The sequence below is a fragment of the Micromonospora sp. RTBAU3-60 genome, assembly GCF_054963695.1.
Window position 1 is genome coordinate 180,461 of record NZ_JBUEGB010000001.1, and the last position, 15,538, is coordinate 195,998.

11 protein-coding genes and 1 pseudogene are annotated in these 15,538 nt (G+C 75.6%); 10 read left to right on the forward strand and 2 right to left on the reverse strand.

Translation table 11 applies throughout. The features are described 5' to 3' along the window. The first annotated feature begins 61 nt into the window (after nucleotides 1-61). The 10 genes and pseudogenes from ACY34I_RS00745 (at nucleotide 62) to hpnH (ending at nucleotide 12,201) form a co-directional block, all read left to right on the forward strand. Nucleotides 62-1,435 carry an MFS transporter gene (locus ACY34I_RS00745; RefSeq protein WP_462751425.1) on the forward strand — a complete coding sequence of 458 codons (1,374 nt, stop codon included), beginning with the start codon at nucleotides 62-64 and terminating at the stop codon, nucleotides 1,433-1,435. Between the two features lie 268 nt (nucleotides 1,436-1,703). Then, nucleotides 1,704-3,551 carry a 1-deoxy-D-xylulose-5-phosphate synthase gene (locus ACY34I_RS00750; protein WP_462751427.1) on the forward strand — a complete coding sequence of 616 codons (1,848 nt, stop codon included), beginning with the start codon at nucleotides 1,704-1,706 and terminating at the stop codon, nucleotides 3,549-3,551. A 37-nt stretch (nucleotides 3,552-3,588) separates the two neighbouring features. Continuing rightward, complete coding sequence (gene hpnC / locus ACY34I_RS00755) at nucleotides 3,589-4,446, forward strand: squalene synthase HpnC (RefSeq protein ID WP_148798777.1); 858 nt, start codon at nucleotides 3,589-3,591, stop codon at nucleotides 4,444-4,446. After that, nucleotides 4,443-5,315, forward strand: a complete 873-nt coding sequence (gene hpnD, locus ACY34I_RS00760) for a presqualene diphosphate synthase HpnD (RefSeq protein ID WP_462751429.1) — start codon at nucleotides 4,443-4,445, stop codon at nucleotides 5,313-5,315. Before hpnC ends, hpnD begins: the two co-directional genes overlap by 4 nt. Before the next feature lie 38 nt (nucleotides 5,316-5,353). Beyond that, nucleotides 5,354-6,691, forward strand: coding sequence for a hydroxysqualene dehydroxylase HpnE (hpnE, locus tag ACY34I_RS00765; protein WP_462751431.1), 1,338 nt, complete (start codon nucleotides 5,354-5,356; stop codon nucleotides 6,689-6,691). Beyond that, the gene (locus ACY34I_RS00770) at nucleotides 6,688-7,695 is read left to right on the forward strand and encodes a polyprenyl synthetase family protein (RefSeq protein ID WP_462751433.1); all 1,008 of its coding nucleotides are present in this window, start codon (nucleotides 6,688-6,690) and stop codon (nucleotides 7,693-7,695) included. Before hpnE ends, ACY34I_RS00770 begins: the two co-directional genes overlap by 4 nt. Beyond that, a complete protein-coding gene (shc, locus tag ACY34I_RS00775; protein WP_462751435.1) occupies nucleotides 7,695-9,641 on the forward strand; it encodes a squalene--hopene cyclase in 1,947 nt (648 codons plus the stop codon). Before ACY34I_RS00770 ends, shc begins: the two co-directional genes overlap by 1 nt. Nucleotides 9,642-9,688: 47 nt before the next feature. After that, a pseudogene (locus tag ACY34I_RS00780) lies at nucleotides 9,689-10,198 on the forward strand (phosphorylase family protein); the annotation flags it as partial. Nucleotides 10,199-10,240: 42 nt separating this feature from the next. Continuing rightward, on the forward strand, nucleotides 10,241-11,200 hold the full coding sequence (gene ispH / locus ACY34I_RS00785) for a 4-hydroxy-3-methylbut-2-enyl diphosphate reductase (protein WP_462751919.1): 960 nt from the start codon (nucleotides 10,241-10,243) through the stop codon (nucleotides 11,198-11,200). Continuing rightward, nucleotides 11,197-12,201 (forward strand): adenosyl-hopene transferase HpnH, encoded by a 1,005-nt coding sequence (hpnH, locus tag ACY34I_RS00790; RefSeq protein WP_462751437.1) that lies wholly within the window; start codon nucleotides 11,197-11,199, stop codon nucleotides 12,199-12,201. The genes ispH and hpnH overlap by 4 nt, the downstream gene beginning before the upstream one ends. A 24-nt stretch (nucleotides 12,202-12,225) precedes the next feature. Here hpnH and ACY34I_RS00795 read toward each other — a convergent pair whose 3' ends face one another. Together ACY34I_RS00795 and ACY34I_RS00800 are read right to left on the reverse strand one after the other, a co-directional pair. Then, the gene (locus ACY34I_RS00795; protein WP_462751439.1) at nucleotides 12,226-12,975 is read right to left on the reverse strand and encodes an SDR family NAD(P)-dependent oxidoreductase; all 750 of its coding nucleotides are present in this window, start codon (nucleotides 12,973-12,975) and stop codon (nucleotides 12,226-12,228) included. Then, a complete protein-coding gene (locus ACY34I_RS00800; RefSeq protein WP_462751441.1) occupies nucleotides 12,966-15,518 on the reverse strand; it encodes a wax ester/triacylglycerol synthase domain-containing protein in 2,553 nt (850 codons plus the stop codon). The genes ACY34I_RS00795 and ACY34I_RS00800 overlap by 10 nt, the downstream gene beginning before the upstream one ends. Nucleotides 15,519-15,538 lie beyond the last annotated feature (20 nt).

The window sequence follows — 15,538 nt, forward strand, 5'->3', positions numbered from 1 at the left end:
GGGGCGGGCGGTATCGCGCGGGGCAGTCCGGCTGCTCGGCGGCCCGGGCCGGATCCGGGTCGTGTTGCTGCTGGGTGGAGCGCTGGCGCTGAACAGTGCGGACACCGGCACGCTCGGCGCGGCGGCGAACCAGTTGGAGGCGGACCTCGGCATCAGCCACGCCCAGCTCGGCCTGCTGGCCACGGCCTCATCGGGCGTCGGCGCCGTCGCCTCCGTGCCGCTGGGCGTGCTCGCCGACCGGACCAACCGGGTCCGCCTGCTGGTGATCACCACTGCGCTGTGGGCCGCGGCCATGGCCGTCGGCGGCCTCGCGCCCAGCTACGGGTGGCTGCTGCTGTCCAGACTGCTGCTCGGCGCCGCCGTGGCCGCAGCCGGCCCCGTGGTGGTCTCGCTGACCGGCGACTTCATCCCACCCGCCGAGCGCGCGGGAGTGCTCGGCTGGATCCTCGCCGGCGAGCTCATCGGTGCCGGCGCCGGCCTGCTGGCCGGTGGCGAGATCGCGGCGGCGTACTCCTGGCGGTACGCGTTCTTCCTGCTCGCGGCGGCGAGCGCGGGCCTGTCGGTGGCGCTCTGGTGGCTGCTGCCCGAGCCCGCCCGGGGTGGCGCCAGCCGGCTGCCGCCCAGCGAGGACGCCGCCGAGCCGGGCCGGCGACCGGATTCCGGGCAGCAGCCCACCGGTCGGGCACAGGCGGCGGTGTCCGCGAGCGGGGTCGCGCCGGCGGGCGACCGGGTGCTGACCGGTGATCCGAACGGGTGGTCCCTGAGCCGGGCGGCGGCCTACCTGCTCTCGATCCCCACGAACCGGCTGCTGATCGTGGCCTCGTCGATGGGCTACTTCTTCTTCGCCGGCATGCGCACGTTCATCGTCGTCTTCGCCGTCCGGCACTTCGGCATTCCGCAGACGACGCTGGGCGCCCTCGTGCCGCTCATCGGGGTGGTGGCGCTGGCCGGCACGGTGCTCGCCGGCCGGCTCACCGACCGGGCGCTGGCCCGCGGCCACACCGGCGTCCGCATCGTCGTGCCGGCCGCCGGCTACGTCGCCGCCGCGCTGCTGTTCGTACCCGGGGTGTGGTCCAGCTCGGTGGTGGTGGCGCTCCCGCTGATCGCGCTCGGCGCCGGTGCGCTCGCGGTGGCCAACCCGCCGCTGGACGCCGCCCGGCTGGACATCGTTCCCGGCCGGCTGTGGGGGCGGGCGGAGAGCCTGCGGACCGTCCTGCGGCTGACCGCCGAGGCGGCCGCCCCGGCCACCTTCGGCTGGCTGGCCGACCAGCTCGGCGGCCCGGCCGGGCGGTCCAGCGGCATCGGCCTGCGGAACGCGTTCCTGATCATGCTGATCCCGCTGGCGGCCAACGGCCTGATCATGATCGCCGCTCGCCGCAGCTATCCGGTCGACGTGGCCACCGCGGCGGAGTCGGACCGGACGTCGAACGGCTGATCGGGGCCCGGCGGGCGGAGGCCAGCGCGCTCTGGGCGAGGCATTAGAAGCGATTTCAAGCGGTAGGGGTGATCAGCATGGTTATGCTCGGTTTGCACATGTTCCAGGTGACTCCATCGCCCACGGCGCCACCCGCACCACCCACGGCCGGATCACCGCATCCGCAGGTGCAACGCCCCGCTGCCGGGGGGCGATCGACGCCCGGCCGGCCGCTGCCGACGGGGTTGTGGCCGCTGGGTTCGCGCACGACCGGCCGGACGGAGAGATGATGTCCCTGCTTGACACCGTCAACCAGCCCGACGACCTCAGGCGGCTCACCCACGACCAGCTCCGGCTGCTCGCCGGGGAGATCCGGACGTTCCTGGTCGAGGCGGTCTGCCGCCGTGGCGGGCACCTCGGCCCCAACCTCGGCATGGTCGAGCTGACCATCGCGCTGCACCGGGTGTTCCAATCCCCGCGCGACCGGATCATCTTCGACACCGGCCACCAGGCGTACGTCCACAAGCTGCTCACCGGCCGCCAGGCTGGGTTCGCCCAGCTGCGCGGTTCGGGCGGGCTGTCCGGCTATCCGCGGCGGGCCGAGTCGCCGCACGACCTGGTGGAGAACTCGCACGCCTCCACCGCGCTGTCCTACGCCACCGGACTGTGCCGGGCGTACGCCCTGGACGGGCCCGACCGCACCGTGGTCGCGATGATCGGCGACGGCGCCCTCACCGGTGGCCTGGCCTGGGAGGCCCTGAACAACCTGGCCGCGTCACCCGGCCGGGTGGTGGTCGTGCTCAACGACAACGGCCGCTCGTACGCGCCGACCGTGGGCGGCCTGGCCGCGCATCTCGCGTCGCTGCGCGCCGGGTCACCGGACCGGCGCGACGGGTCGACGGCCGGCTCGGAGTTCTTCCAGGCGCTGGGCCTGAGCTACCTGGGCCCGATCGACGGGCACGACGTCGCCCAGCTCGAAGCGGCGCTGCGGCAGGCCCAGGAGTCGGACCGGTCCGTCGTGGTGCACTGTGTCACCCACAAGGGGCACGGCCACCCGCCGGCCGAGGCCGACGAGGCCGACCGGCTGCACACGGTGGGTGTGGTGGACCCGGCCACCGGGCAGCCGACCGGTTCACCCGGCCGCACCTGGACGGACGTCTTCGCCGAGGAACTCGTCGCCATCGGCGGACAGCGCCCGGACCTGGTGGCGGTCTCCGCGGCGATGCTCGGCCCGACCGGACTCACCGGCTTCGCCGCGCGCTATCCCGAGCGGACCGTCGACGTGGGCATCGCCGAACAGCACGCCATCACCTCGGCGGCCGGGCTCGCGTTCGGCGGCAAACACCCGGTGGTGGCGGTCTACGCCACCTTCCTGAACCGGGCGTTCGACCAGGTCCTGCTCGATGTGGGGCTGCACCGGCTGCCGGTCACCCTGGTGCTCGACCGGGCCGGGATCACCGGCCCGGACGGGCCGAGCCATCACGGCATGTGGGATCTGGCCGTGCTCGGCACCGTGCCCGGCCTGCGGGTGGCCGCCCCACGGGACGCGGCCACGCTGCGCGAGGAACTGCGGGAGGCGGTCGACGAGCGCCGGGGACCCACGGTGCTGCGGTTCCCCAAGGCCCGCGTCGACCACGACATACCGCCGGTGGAGCGGATCGCCGGAGTGGACGTCCTGCGCCGGGCGGTGGGTGCGCAGGTGCTGCTGGTCGCCGTCGGGGCGATGGCCGGGCCGACGCTGCGGGCGGCGGACCTGCTGGCGGCGGGCGGCGTCGAGTGCACCGTGGTGGACCCCCGGTGGGTGCGCCCGGTGAACCCGGAACTCGCCGTGCTGGCCGCCGACCACGCCCTGGTCGTCACCGTGGAGGACGGGGTCCGCGACGGTGGGGTGGGCGGCGCCGTCGCCCAGAGCCTCGCCGACGCCGCCGTCGCCACGCCGGTGTGCGCCCTCGGCCTGCCGACGGCGTTCGTGCCGCACGGCGACCGGCCCGGCCTGCTCGCCGAATACGGCCTGGACCCCCACGGCATCTGCGCGGACGTGCTGCGCCGGCTGTCGTGGGTCGGCACCGGGAGCTGGGAGGCGTCGCGGCGGGTACGGGCGAGCGTCCACAGCCGGTTGACCCCGCTCGCCGGATGAGCCGCCGCCCGTGTCCAGAGAAGGGAGAGAACCAGGGATGAGTCCACCAGCCATCGCCCCTGACATACGTCGGTTGGAGCAGGCCCGGGCGCAGGAGAACTTCCCGGTCGCCCTGCGGGTGCTGCCCGCGCGGTACCGCCGTCACCTCCTCGCGGTGTACGGCTACGCCCGCCACGTCGACGACCTGGGCGACGAACCGCTGGCCGACGGGCTCGACCGGCTCGCCGCCCTGGACGACGTCGAGGCCGAGCTGCGCGCCCTCTACGCGGGCGCCGACGTGCGGCACCCGGTGCTGCGCGCCCTCGCGCCCACCGTGGCCGAGTGCCGGCTGCCGCTGGACGCGCTCGTCCGGCTGATCGAGGCGAACCGGGTCGACCAGCAGGTCACCCACTACGCCACCTTCGAGCAGCTCGTCGGCTACTGCACCCTGTCCGCCAACCCGGTCGGCGAGCTCGTCCTGCACGTCTTCGGGCAGGCGGACCCGGCGACCGTCGCGCTGTCCGACCGGATCTGCACCGCCCTGCAAATCGTCGAGCACCTGCAGGACGTGGCCGAGGACCACCGCCGTGGCCGGGTGTACCTGCCGGCCGCCGACATGGAACGGTTCGAGGTCACCGAGGCGGACCTCGCCCGCGGCACCGCCGGTCGGCAGCTGCGGGAGCTGATCGGGTTCGAGGCGGAGCGGGCCCGGGCCTGGCTGGACGCCGGCGCCCCACTGGTGCCGGCCCTGCACGGCTGGGGCCGGCTCGCCGTCGGCGGCTACCTGGCCGGCGGCCGGGCGACGCTCGACGCGCTCGCCGCCGCCGACCACGACCCGCTGGCCGTCACCGTCCGGCCCCGCCGCCGGCACATCCTCGGCAGCTGGCTGGCCGCCACCGTGCGGAGCGCCGGATGACCACGACGACCACCCGGACCGACGCCGCCTACCGGCACTGCGAGCAGATCACCCGTAGCCAGGCGGCCAACTTCGCGTACGGCATCCGGCTGCTGCCGACGCCGAAACGGCGGGCGCTGTCGGCCATCTACGCGGCCGCCCGCCGCATCGACGACATCGGCGACGGCACGCTGCCGCCCGACGAGAAGCTGGACGCGCTGGCCCGGACCAGGGCCGCCCTGCACCGGCTGCCCGCCGACAGCGGTGGCGACCCGGTGCTCGCCGCGCTCGGCGACGCCGCGACGCGGATGCCGATCCCGCTGGCCGCCTTCGACGAGCTCATCGACGGGTGCGCCGCCGACGTGACCGGCCGCCGGTACGCCACCTTCGACGACCTGCTCTGGTACTGCCGCTGCGTGGCCGGATCGATCGGCCGGCTCTCCCTGGGCGTGTTCGGGGCCCGCCAGCCGGGCCGGGCCGCCCCGCTGGCCGACGCGCTCGGCGTGGCTCTGCAGCTGACCAACATCCTGCGCGACCTGGTCGAGGACCGGGCCGGCGGCCGCGTCTACCTGCCGGCCGAGGACCTGGACCGGTTCGGATGCACCCTCCGCCTGGACGGGGCCGGCTTCGCCGACGCACCCGAGCGGCTGGTGGAGCTGGTGCGCTTCGAGGCGGCCCGGGCCGCGCGCTGGTACGACGTCGGCCTGCGGCTGCTGCCCATGCTGGACCGGCGCAGCGCGGCCTGCACCGCCGCGATGGCCGGCATCTACCGCCGCCTGCTCACCCGGATCGCGGCCGATCCGCTGGCGGTCACCCGCAGTCGCGTGTCGTTGCCGGGCCGGGAGAAGGCCTGGGTGGCGGCGCGCGCTCTCGTCGGCCGTAGCGCATGACCGGGCCGGCCGCGCAGCCGGGAGGCGGATCCGGCACGGTGTGCGTGATCGGCGGCGGGCTGGCCGGGATAGCCGCCGCGATCCGGCTCGCCGACCTCGGCCTGTCCGTGACGCTGCTGGAGACCCGGCCGGAACTGGGTGGGGCGACCTACTCCTTCCGCCGCGACGGCCTCAGCGTGGACACCGGCCAGCACGTCTTCCTGCGGTGCTACCACACCTACCGTCGGCTGTTGGACCGGCTCGGCACGGCGGGCGACACCGACCTGCAGCCGCGGTTCACGGTGCCGGTGCTGCTGCCGGGACACCGGCCGCAGGTGCTGGCCCGCCGCCGGCTGCCGGCCCCCGCCCACCTGCTGCCGGCGCTGGCCGGATACCGGCTGCTCAGCCCGGCGGAACGGATCGCCGCCGTCCGGGCCTGCGCCGCGCTGCGCAACGTCGACCCGGACCTGCCCGCCACCGACGGGCGCAGTTTCGGCGACTGGCTCGCCGCGCACGGCCAGAGCCGCCGGGCCGTCCGGCGACTCTGGGACCTGATCACCGTGGCGGCGCTCAACCTGCCCAGCACCGACGCGTCACTGGCGCTGGCCGCCCGGGTGTTCCGCACCGGGCTGCTGGAGGCCGCGGACGCCGGTGACATCGGCCGGCCCCGCGTCCCGCTGACCGAACTGCACGGCGTTGCCGCCCGTCGGCTGCTCGACCGGCTCGGCGCCCGGGTCCACACCCGGGCGCGGGTCCGCTGGATCCGGCCCGAGCCGACCGGATTCCGGATCGGCCTGGGCGACGGCGAGCTGGACGCCGACGGTGTGGTGCTGGCCGTGCCGCACCAGGCCGCCGCGTCGCTGGTGCCGCCCGGCGCCGCGCCCGCCGCCGAGCAGTGGCACCGGCTGGGCGCGGCACCCATCGTCAACGTGCACCTGCGCTACGCCACCAAGGTCACCGACCTTTCCATGGCCGCCGCGGTGGAGTCCCCGGCGCAGTGGATCTTCGACCGGTCGGAGCCGGGGATGAACGGCGAGCAGCATCTGGTGGTGTCGCTGTCCGCCGCCGACGCGGAGATCGAGCGGCCGGCGGCGGAGCTGGTGACGACCCAGCGCCAAGCGCTCGCCGACCTGTTCCCGGCCGCGCGGCACACCGCGGTACGCGACGCGTTCGTGACCCGGGAGCCGAAAGCCACCTTCCGGCAGGCGCCCGGCACCCGGGCGTACCGGCCGGGTCCGGCCACCCGCCTCCCGGGGCTGGTACTGGCCGGCGCATGGACCGACACCGGCTGGCCGGACACGATGGAGGGCGCGGTACGCAGCGGCGAGGAGGCCGCCGACATCGTCGCCCGCCAACTCCTGTCCCGGCCCCGACACCACTCGGAGGCCGCATCATGACCGTCGCACGCAGTCGCAGCACGGACCAGATCCAGACCTACGTCGAGCCGGCGATCCGGGCCCTGCTGGACCGGTTGGACCCGGGCAACCGCCTGGTCGGGGGCTACCAGCTGGGCTACTGGGACGCCGACGGATCACCGGCCGCCTGCCAGGGCAAGGGGCTGCGCCCGGCGCTGGCGCTGCTGTCGGCCCGGGCCACCGGCGCCGAGCCGACCGCCGGGGTGCCGGCCGCCGCCGCGGTGGAGCTGGCGCACAACTTCTCCCTGCTGCACGACGACGTGATGGACGGTGACACCGAGCGCCGGCACCGGCCGACCGCGTGGACGGTGTTCGGGGTGGGCCCGGCAATCCTCGCCGGCGACGCGCTGATCGGGTTGGCCCACGAGGTGCTCGTCGAGGCCCCTGGCGGCTGCCCGGCCGCCCGACGACTCGCGGTGGACATCCGGGCGCTGGTCGCCGGGCAGGCGGCCGACCTGGACTTCGAGCGGCGCGACGACGTGACCCTCGACGAGTGCCTGCGGATGGCGGAGCAGAAGACCGCCGCGCTGCTGGCCGGCTCGTGCGCCCTCGGGGCGATCCTCTGCGGCGGCCCGCCCGGCCTGGTCGACGGGCTGTCCCGCTTCGGGCGCCACCTCGGACTGGCCTTCCAGCTCGTCGACGACCTGCTCGGCATCTGGGGGGACCCGCGCCGCACCGGCAAGCCGGTCGGCTCGGACCTGAGGACCCGCAAGCGGAGCATCCCGGTCGTGCGGGCGGTGACCAGCGGTCAGGCGGCCGCCCGGGCCCTGGCGGAGCTTTACCGGTCGCCGCAGCCGCTGACCGACGACGACGCGACCCGGGCGAGCGCGCTGATCGAGGCGACCGGCGCCCGGGACTGGACGACGCAGCGGGCGTGGCAGGAGACGGAGCGGGCCCGCGCGGAACTGGACGCGCTCGACCTGCCCGACGACGTGCGCGACGAGTTCGCCGATATCGCCACCTTCACCACCGGACGGGATCACTGATGACTGAGCTGCTGTCGCCGAAGCCGAAGCCCACCGCCATCACGACCCAGCCGGGCACAACGGCGTCCGACCCGGCCTGGGACGCCCTGCGCCGCGCCCGGGACCACCTGCTCGGGCTGCAGGACGACGCCGGCTGGTGGAAGGGGAACCTGGCCACGAACGTCACCATGGACGCCGAGGACCTGCTGCTGCGGCAGTTCCTGGGCATCCGGACCGCCGAGCAGACCGCCGAGTCGGCGCGGTGGATCCGCTCCCAGCAACGCCCGGACGGCTCGTGGGCCACCTTCCACGGCGGGCCGGGGGACCTCTCCACCACCGTCGAGGCGTACCTGGCGCTGCGGCTGGCCGGCGACACGCCGGACGCGCCGCACCTCGCCGCCGCCGCCCGGTTCGTCCGCGCGCACGGCGGGCTCGCGGCGAGCCGGGTGTTCACCCGGTTCTGGCTGGCCCTGTTCGGCCACTGGCCCTGGTCGCAGCTGCCGGCCGTCCCGCCCGAGCTGGTGCTGCTGCCGCACTGGATGCCGTTCAACGTCTACGACTTCGCGTGCTGGGCCCGGCAGACCATCGTCCCGCTGTCCATCGTCCGGGCGCTGCGCCCGGTGCGGGAACTCGGCTTCGACGTCGACGAACTGCGCACGCCCGCGGCGGCACCGCGGCCGCCCCGGTTGCGGTCCCGGGCCGGGGTGCTGCACCGGCTGGACCGACTCGCCAGCGGCTACGAGCGGATCGCCCGGGGACCGGTGCGCCGGCACGCGCTGCGCCGGGCCGCCGAGTGGATCGTGGCCCGCCAGGAGGCCGACGGCTCCTGGGGCGGGATCCAACCGCCCTGGGTCTACTCGCTGATGGCGCTGCACCTGCTCGGCTATCCACTGGACCACCCGGTGCTCCGGGCGGGACTGGACGGGCTGGACCGGTTCACGGTGCGCGAGCAGACCCCGGACGGCCCGGTCCGCTGGCTGGAGGCGTGCCAGTCGCCGGTGTGGGACACCGCGCTCGCGGTCACCGCGCTGTCCGACGCCGGGCTGCCGGCCGGGCATCCGGCGCTGGAGCGGGCCGGGAAATGGCTCCTGCAGGAGGAGATCCGGGTACGCGGTGACTGGGCGGTCCGCCGGCCGGCGGCCCCGGTGGGCGGCTGGGCCTTCGAGTTCGAGAACGACGGGTACGCCGACACCGACGACACCGCCGAGGTGATCATGGCGTTGCGGCGGACCGCCGTACCGGCGGAGGCCGCGGTGCTGCGAGGCAGCCGCTGGCTGCTCGGCATGCAGTGCCGCGACGGCGGCTGGGGCGCCTTCGACGCCGACAACACCCGGGCGATCGTCGGCGACCTGCCGTTCTGCGACTTCGGCGAGGTCATCGACCCGCCCAGCGCGGACGTGACCGCGCACGTCGTCGAGGCGCTGGCGGCGGAGAACTTCGCCGGCACCCCGCCGGTACGCCGGGGCGTGCACTGGCTGCTGCGGGCCCAGGAGCTGGACGGTTCCTGGTCCGGCCGCTGGGGCGCCAACCACGTCTACGGCACCGGGGCGGTGGTGCCCGCCCTGGTGGCCGCCGGGGTCAAGCCCGGGCACCCGGCGATCCGGGCGGCGGTCGACTGGCTGCTGGCACACCAGAACCCGGACGGCGGCTGGGGCGAGGACATGCGCTCCTACCGGGACCCGTCCTGGATCGGGCGGGGCGAATCCACCGCCTCGCAGACCGCCTGGGCGCTGCTCGCGCTGCACGCGGCCGGCCACGGCTCCGGGGAACCGGCGCAGCGCGGGATGCGCTGGCTGGTCGACACGCAGCGGCCGGACGGCGGCTGGGACGAGCCGCACTACACCGGGACCGGCTTCCCCGGCGACTTCTACATCAACTACGGCATGTACCGGCTGGTCTTCCCGATCAGCGCGCTCGGCCGGATCCTGAACGCGCGGGGTGGCCTGACCGCCGAGGTGGTGCCGTGACCGAGCCAGCGGCACCTCCCGATCCGGCGTGGACCCTGTACGCGCCGATGCGGCCAGAGGCGGCGGCGCTGCGGCGGGGGCTGACCGGTCTCGATCCGGGACGGTGGCCGACCCTGCGCCGTACCGGCGCCGGACTCCGGCGCGCCCGGTCGGTCGCCGCCGGCCGGCCCACCGGGGCGACTCCGGTCGCGGTCGCCGGCATCGGCGGCGGGCTGGCTCCCGGCCTGGCTGCCGGCGACGTCGTGGTGGCCACCGAGGTACGCACCGACCCGCGCGCCGGGCACCTGGGGCCGGACGTGCTGCCGATGCCGGCCGCCGCCCTGCTCGCCGCCGCCCTGCGTCGTCGCGGGCTGCGGGTGCACCTCGGTCCCGTCCTGACCACGGCCCGGCTGGTCGACGGCGCGGCCCGGACCCGGCTGGCCGACACCGGCGCGCTCGTCGCCGACCTGGAGTCGGCGTGGCTGCTGGCCGGCTGCGCCGACCGTCCGACCGCCTGCGTCCGGGTGGTCGCCGACACCGCGGCCGGACCGCTGTACCGACCGGCCACGCTCCGCCGGATCCGCGCCGCGCTGCGGGTGCTGCCCGCGGTGGCGGCGGCACTGGCCGAGTGGGCGGCGGCCGCCGGCAGCGTCGAGCAGGTGCTGCTGGCCTCGCCGCGCTCATTCTGCGCCGGGGTGGAGCGGGCGATCGCGGTGGTGGACCAGGCGCTGCGGCGGCACGGCCCGCCGGTCTACGTCCGCAAGCAGATCGTGCACAACGCGCGGGTCGTCGCCGACCTGCGGGCCCGCGGCGCGGTCTTCGTGGACGAACTCGACGAGGTCCCCGACGGCGCGCTGACCATTTTCTCCGCGCACGGCGTGTCGCCCGCGGTACGCCAGGAGGCCGCCGACCGGCAGTTGCCGGTCATCGACGCCACCTGTCCGCTGGTGACCAAGGTGCACGCCGAGGCGCGCCGGTTCGCCGGCCGGGGCGACACGGTGCTGCTGATCGGGCACGCCGGCCACGAGGAGACCGAGGGCACCCTCGGCGAGGCGCCCGCGCGGATCCGGCTGGTGCCGGACGCGGCCGCCGCCGAGACGGTGCAGGTGACCGACCCGTCCCGGGTGTCCTATCTGGTGCAGACCACGCTGGCGGTGGACGAGGCGGCGGGCGTCGTGGACGCGCTGCGCCGGCGCTTCCCGGCGCTGACCGGGCCCGGCTCGGACGACATCTGCTACGCCACCACCAACCGGCAGCGGGCCATCACGGCGGTCGCCGAGCGGTCCGATGTCGTGCTGGTGGTCGGGTCGACCAACTCCTCCAACTCCCGCCGGCTGGTCGAGGTGGCCGAGCGGGCCGGCGCGCGGGCCCACCTGGTCGACGACGTGGGCGGTGTGGACCTGCGCTGGCTGGCCGGCGCCACGACGGTCGGGGTGACCGCCGGCGCGTCGGCGCCGCCTGGCCTGGTCGACGAGCTCGTCGCGGCACTCACCGCGCTCGGTGCCCGGGAGGTGAGCGAGCACACCGCAGCCGTCGAGGACGTCAGCTTCACCCTTCCCAAGGAGGTACGCCAGCCATGAGCATGCCGATGCGCCAGAGCCTGCGGATCGCCAGGTACCTGGTCGAACAGAAAGTGCGCGGGCGCAAGCGGTTCCCGCTGTTGCTGGAGCTGGAGCCGTTGTTCGCCTGCAACCTCAAGTGCGCCGGCTGCGGCAAGATCCAACAGTCGGCGGACCTGCTGAAGCGCCGGATGCCGGTGGAACAGGCACTGGCCGCCGTGGAGGAGTGCGGCGCGCCGATGATCTCCATCGCCGGCGGCGAGCCCCTCATGCACCCCGAGATCGACACCCTGGTCGCCGAACTGGTGCGCCGGAAGAAGTACGTCTTCCTCTGCACCAACGCGGTCCTGCTGCCCAAGAAGATCGACAAGTTCCGGCCGTCGCCGTACTTCGCCTTCACCGTGCACATCGACGGGCTGCGGGAACGGCACGACGCGTCGGTGTGCAAGGACGGGGTCTTCGACGCCGCGGTGGCGGCCGTGCGGGAGGCGCAGCGGCGCGGCTTCCGGGTCACCACCAACACCACCTTCTTCAACACCGACACCCCGCAGACCGTCATCGAGGTGCTCGACTACCTCAACGACGACCTGCGGGTCGACGAGATGATGCTCTCCCCCGCGTACGCGTACGAAAAGGCGCCGGACCAGGACCACTTCCTGGGCGTGACGGAGACCCGGGAGCTGTTCCGCAAGGCCTTCGGCGGTGGCCGGCGGGCGCGCTGGCGGCTCAACCACTCCCCACTGTTCCTGGACTTCCTGGAAGGCCGGGTGGACTTTCCCTGCACGGCGTGGGCCATCCCGTCGTACTCGCTGCTCGGCTGGCAACGGCCCTGCTATCTGATGGCCGACGGCTACACCGCCACCTACCGGGAGCTGCTCGACACCACGGACTGGGACAGCTACGGGCGGGGCCGTGACGACCGCTGCGCCAACTGCATGGCGCACTGCGGGCACGAACCGACCGCGGTGCTGGCGACCATGTCCTCGCTGCGGCAGTCGCTGCGGGCGGTACGCGGCGGCTGAGATCCAGCCCACCGACGGCCGGGCTCACCCGAACCGGGTGGCCAGGCGGCGGTACAGCGCGGGCAGCAGCCCGCGTACCGCCACCGGCAGGCGCAGCCAGCCCGGGACGTACACCTCGGCCCGGTTCCGGGCGATCGCCTCGGTCAACGCCGCAGCCACCCGCTCCGGTGGCAGCGGTCGGGGCCGGCTCCGGTGGTACGGCTGCCCCCGGCGGACGAAGAACGGGGTGTCCACCACCCCGGGCACGATCGTGCTGACGGTCACGCCGCGGCCGGCCAGCTCCAGCCGGAGACTCTCGGCGAAGGCGTCCAGCCCGGCCTTGCTGGCCGCGTAGACCGCTTCCCCGCCCACGCCGAGCCGCCCGGCGATCGAGCCGACGAAGACCAGGTGGCCGCCGTGGTGGCACATGCCGGGCAGCAGCGCCCGGGTCAGCTCGATCGGTGCGCGCAGGTTCACCGCGAGCAGCTCGTCGGCGAGCGGGTCGGCCATCCCGGTGAACGGGCCGGCCCAGCCCATGCCGGCGTTGTTGACCAACACGTCCACCCGGGTGTGCCGGGCCAGGGTCCGCTCGGCCAGTTCCCGGCCGGCGCCCGGCCGCGTCAGGTCGGTCAGCACCGTGGTGGCGCCGGTCTCGGCGGCGAGCCGGCCCAGTCGGTCCGGGTCCCGACCGGCGGCGACCACCTGACTTCCCGCGTCGGCCAGCCGTCGGACGAGGGCGGCGCCGATGCCCGACGAGGCGCCGGTGACCAGCACCACCGCGCCGGTCAGCCGCACGGTGGCGGCTCCGGCGGCGCCGGACCCCGTCGCGGCGGCCCGGAAGCGCTCACCGCCGGGGCGCCAACCGTCCGGGCGTCGGCGACCGGCGCGCGGTCGGCCTCGGCGAGCAGCTGGGCCAGTTCGGCGTGCAGGGCGGCGACGAACGCGGGGCCGACCTCGGCCAGCGACGCGTCCAGCAGTGCGCCGACCTCGAAGGTGTCACCGCCGCGCAGGATGCCGACCCCGACGGGCACCCCCTCGGCGAGCGGGACCACCGGGGTGGCCGACCGGAGCGGCGCGCCGGCCACCTCCAGCGGACGCAGCGGCGCCGGGACGTAGGAGACGATCACGTTGAGGTGCCGGCTGCTGTAGAACCGCCGCGCCAGGGCGGCGTGCAGCGGCGCGGGCAGCGCCCCCATCGCCCGCATGACCAGGCCGGCCGCCTCGGCTTCCCCGCTGCGCAGCGCGGTACGCAGCGACTGCCGGACCACGGCGACCCGGAACCGGGGCGGGATGCGCCGCACCGGAAGGTCGAGCGTGACCGCACCGGTCCAGTTCCCCTGCGTGGGCGCCCGGCGGCGAAGGTCGCGGGAGACCGCGAACATCGCCCGCAGCCGGGGCGGCGCCGGCGTGGGGTGCACCCGACCCAGCGCCCCGGCGGTCAGCGCCAGCATGAGTTCGCTGGCGTGCGCCCGGCAGGCCCGGGCCGCGCGCAACACCTCGGCGGCGGGCAGGGTGGCGGTGATCAGGATCCGGCGCGGTGAGCCCAGCGGGCGGTTGAGCTCGGTGGCCGGGGCCGGCCCCTGCGCGGCGAGGCGGGCCAGCCCGCGTGCGGTGAGCGCGACCCGACGTGCCGTGTCCCGGACCCGGTCACCCTTCGCCGCCCCGTCCCACGCCGGTCGGGCCGGTGCCCGTCCGGCCGGCTTCGCCGCCGGGGTGGTGGCCGGCTCGAGCAGCCGTTGCAGGACCCCGATGGCCGACAGCCCGTCGCCGAGGCAGTGGTGCAGCTTGATCGCGACCCGGCTACGCCGGTCCGGCAGCCCGCCGACCAGCAGGATCTGCCAGGGTGGCCGGTCCAGGGCCAGCGGCTGGGACCAGAACCGGTCCACGGCGGCGCTGCCGTCGTCGCCCGGCGCGACCCGCGCCTCGGTCAGGTGGGCGGCGGGATCGACGTACCGGTCGACGACCCAGCCGGGCCGGCGTCCGGGCCCCCGGCTGACCAGCCGGCGACGCAGGGTGGTGATCGCGGGTAGCCGCCGCGCCAGCAGCGTGACCAGATCCTCGCGGGTCAGGGCCTCGCCGTCGGGCCGGGGCCCGAACTCCAGCACCACACCGATCTCTTGGGCCACCGTGGCCGACTGCACGTACCGGAAGAACGCGTCCTGTGGGCGCAGGGGCCAGCTGGGCGGCCGGCGGCCGGCCGGCCCACCGGGAGACGGGGTCGGGCGGTCGCCGGCGGATGGCGCAGCCTCGACCGGCGAGCGCGCCCCGGCGACGGCCGGCAGCCCGAGGTCCGGCAGGTGGGGGTGGGGCTCACGCAGCGGGTGGGGCGGGTGCGGGCCGACCAGCCGGGAGCGGACGACGGCGACCAGCGCGACCGGGTCGCGGGCCGTCTCGGCCAGCCCGGCGGCGGTCATCAACGCCGCGTTGGCGGCGCCGTGCGCGGCGATCGGCCGGTACATCACCACCGGCGTGCCGCTGGCCCACGCCTCCAGTGCGGTCGCCCCGCCCGCGTTGGTGACCAGCAGGTGCGCGGCCTGCAGCAGGGTCGGCATGTCCTCGACCCAGGCGCGCACCACCAGCCTGCCGGCCGGGGCGGGCAGCCGCGCCAGCCGGTCGGCCAGCTGTTCGTTGCGCCCGCAGACCGCGACCACCTGCACCGCGTCCCCGATGCCGACCAGCGGGGCGATCGCCTCCTCGACCGAGCCCAGGCTGTAGGAGCCGCAGGCGACCACCACCACCTTCCGGTCCGGGTCGAGACCGCAGCGCCGGGCCGCCTCGGCCCGGTCACCGGGCCGGAACCGCTGCAGCACCGGGGGCGCGCAGACCCCGAGCGCCGCGCCCGGGGCGGCGACCGCCGCCACCGGCACCGCCGCCGGGTGCACCACCACCCCCAGATCCAGCTGTGAATACACCCAGAACGGGTGCGGGGCGAAGTCGGACACCCAGGCCCCGACCGGTACGCCGAGACCGCGGTGCCGCCGTAGCCAGGCCAGCCCGGCACTGCCGATCGGGTAGGTGGAGAGGATCAGGTCCGGGTCGAACGCCTCGATGACCGGGGCGAGCCGTCGGCCGGCCCAGGAACCGGTGAACCACTTCGAGGCGTCGGCGAACCACCGGTGCCGCCACAGCGAGGACCAGAAGAACTCGTACAACCAGGGCGTCGCCCCGACATTGGTGAGGTAGGTGCGACGAAAGGTCGGCCCGACCCCCGGACCCATCGCGTCGAGGGTGTCCACCCAGCCCACCCGGCTACCCGGCCAGAGCGCGTGGACGCGCTCCTCGAGCGCCCGGCCGGTGGCGTCGTGCCCGCCCCCGATGTCGGCCGAGACGATCAGCACGCGCCGCCCGATCGACCCGG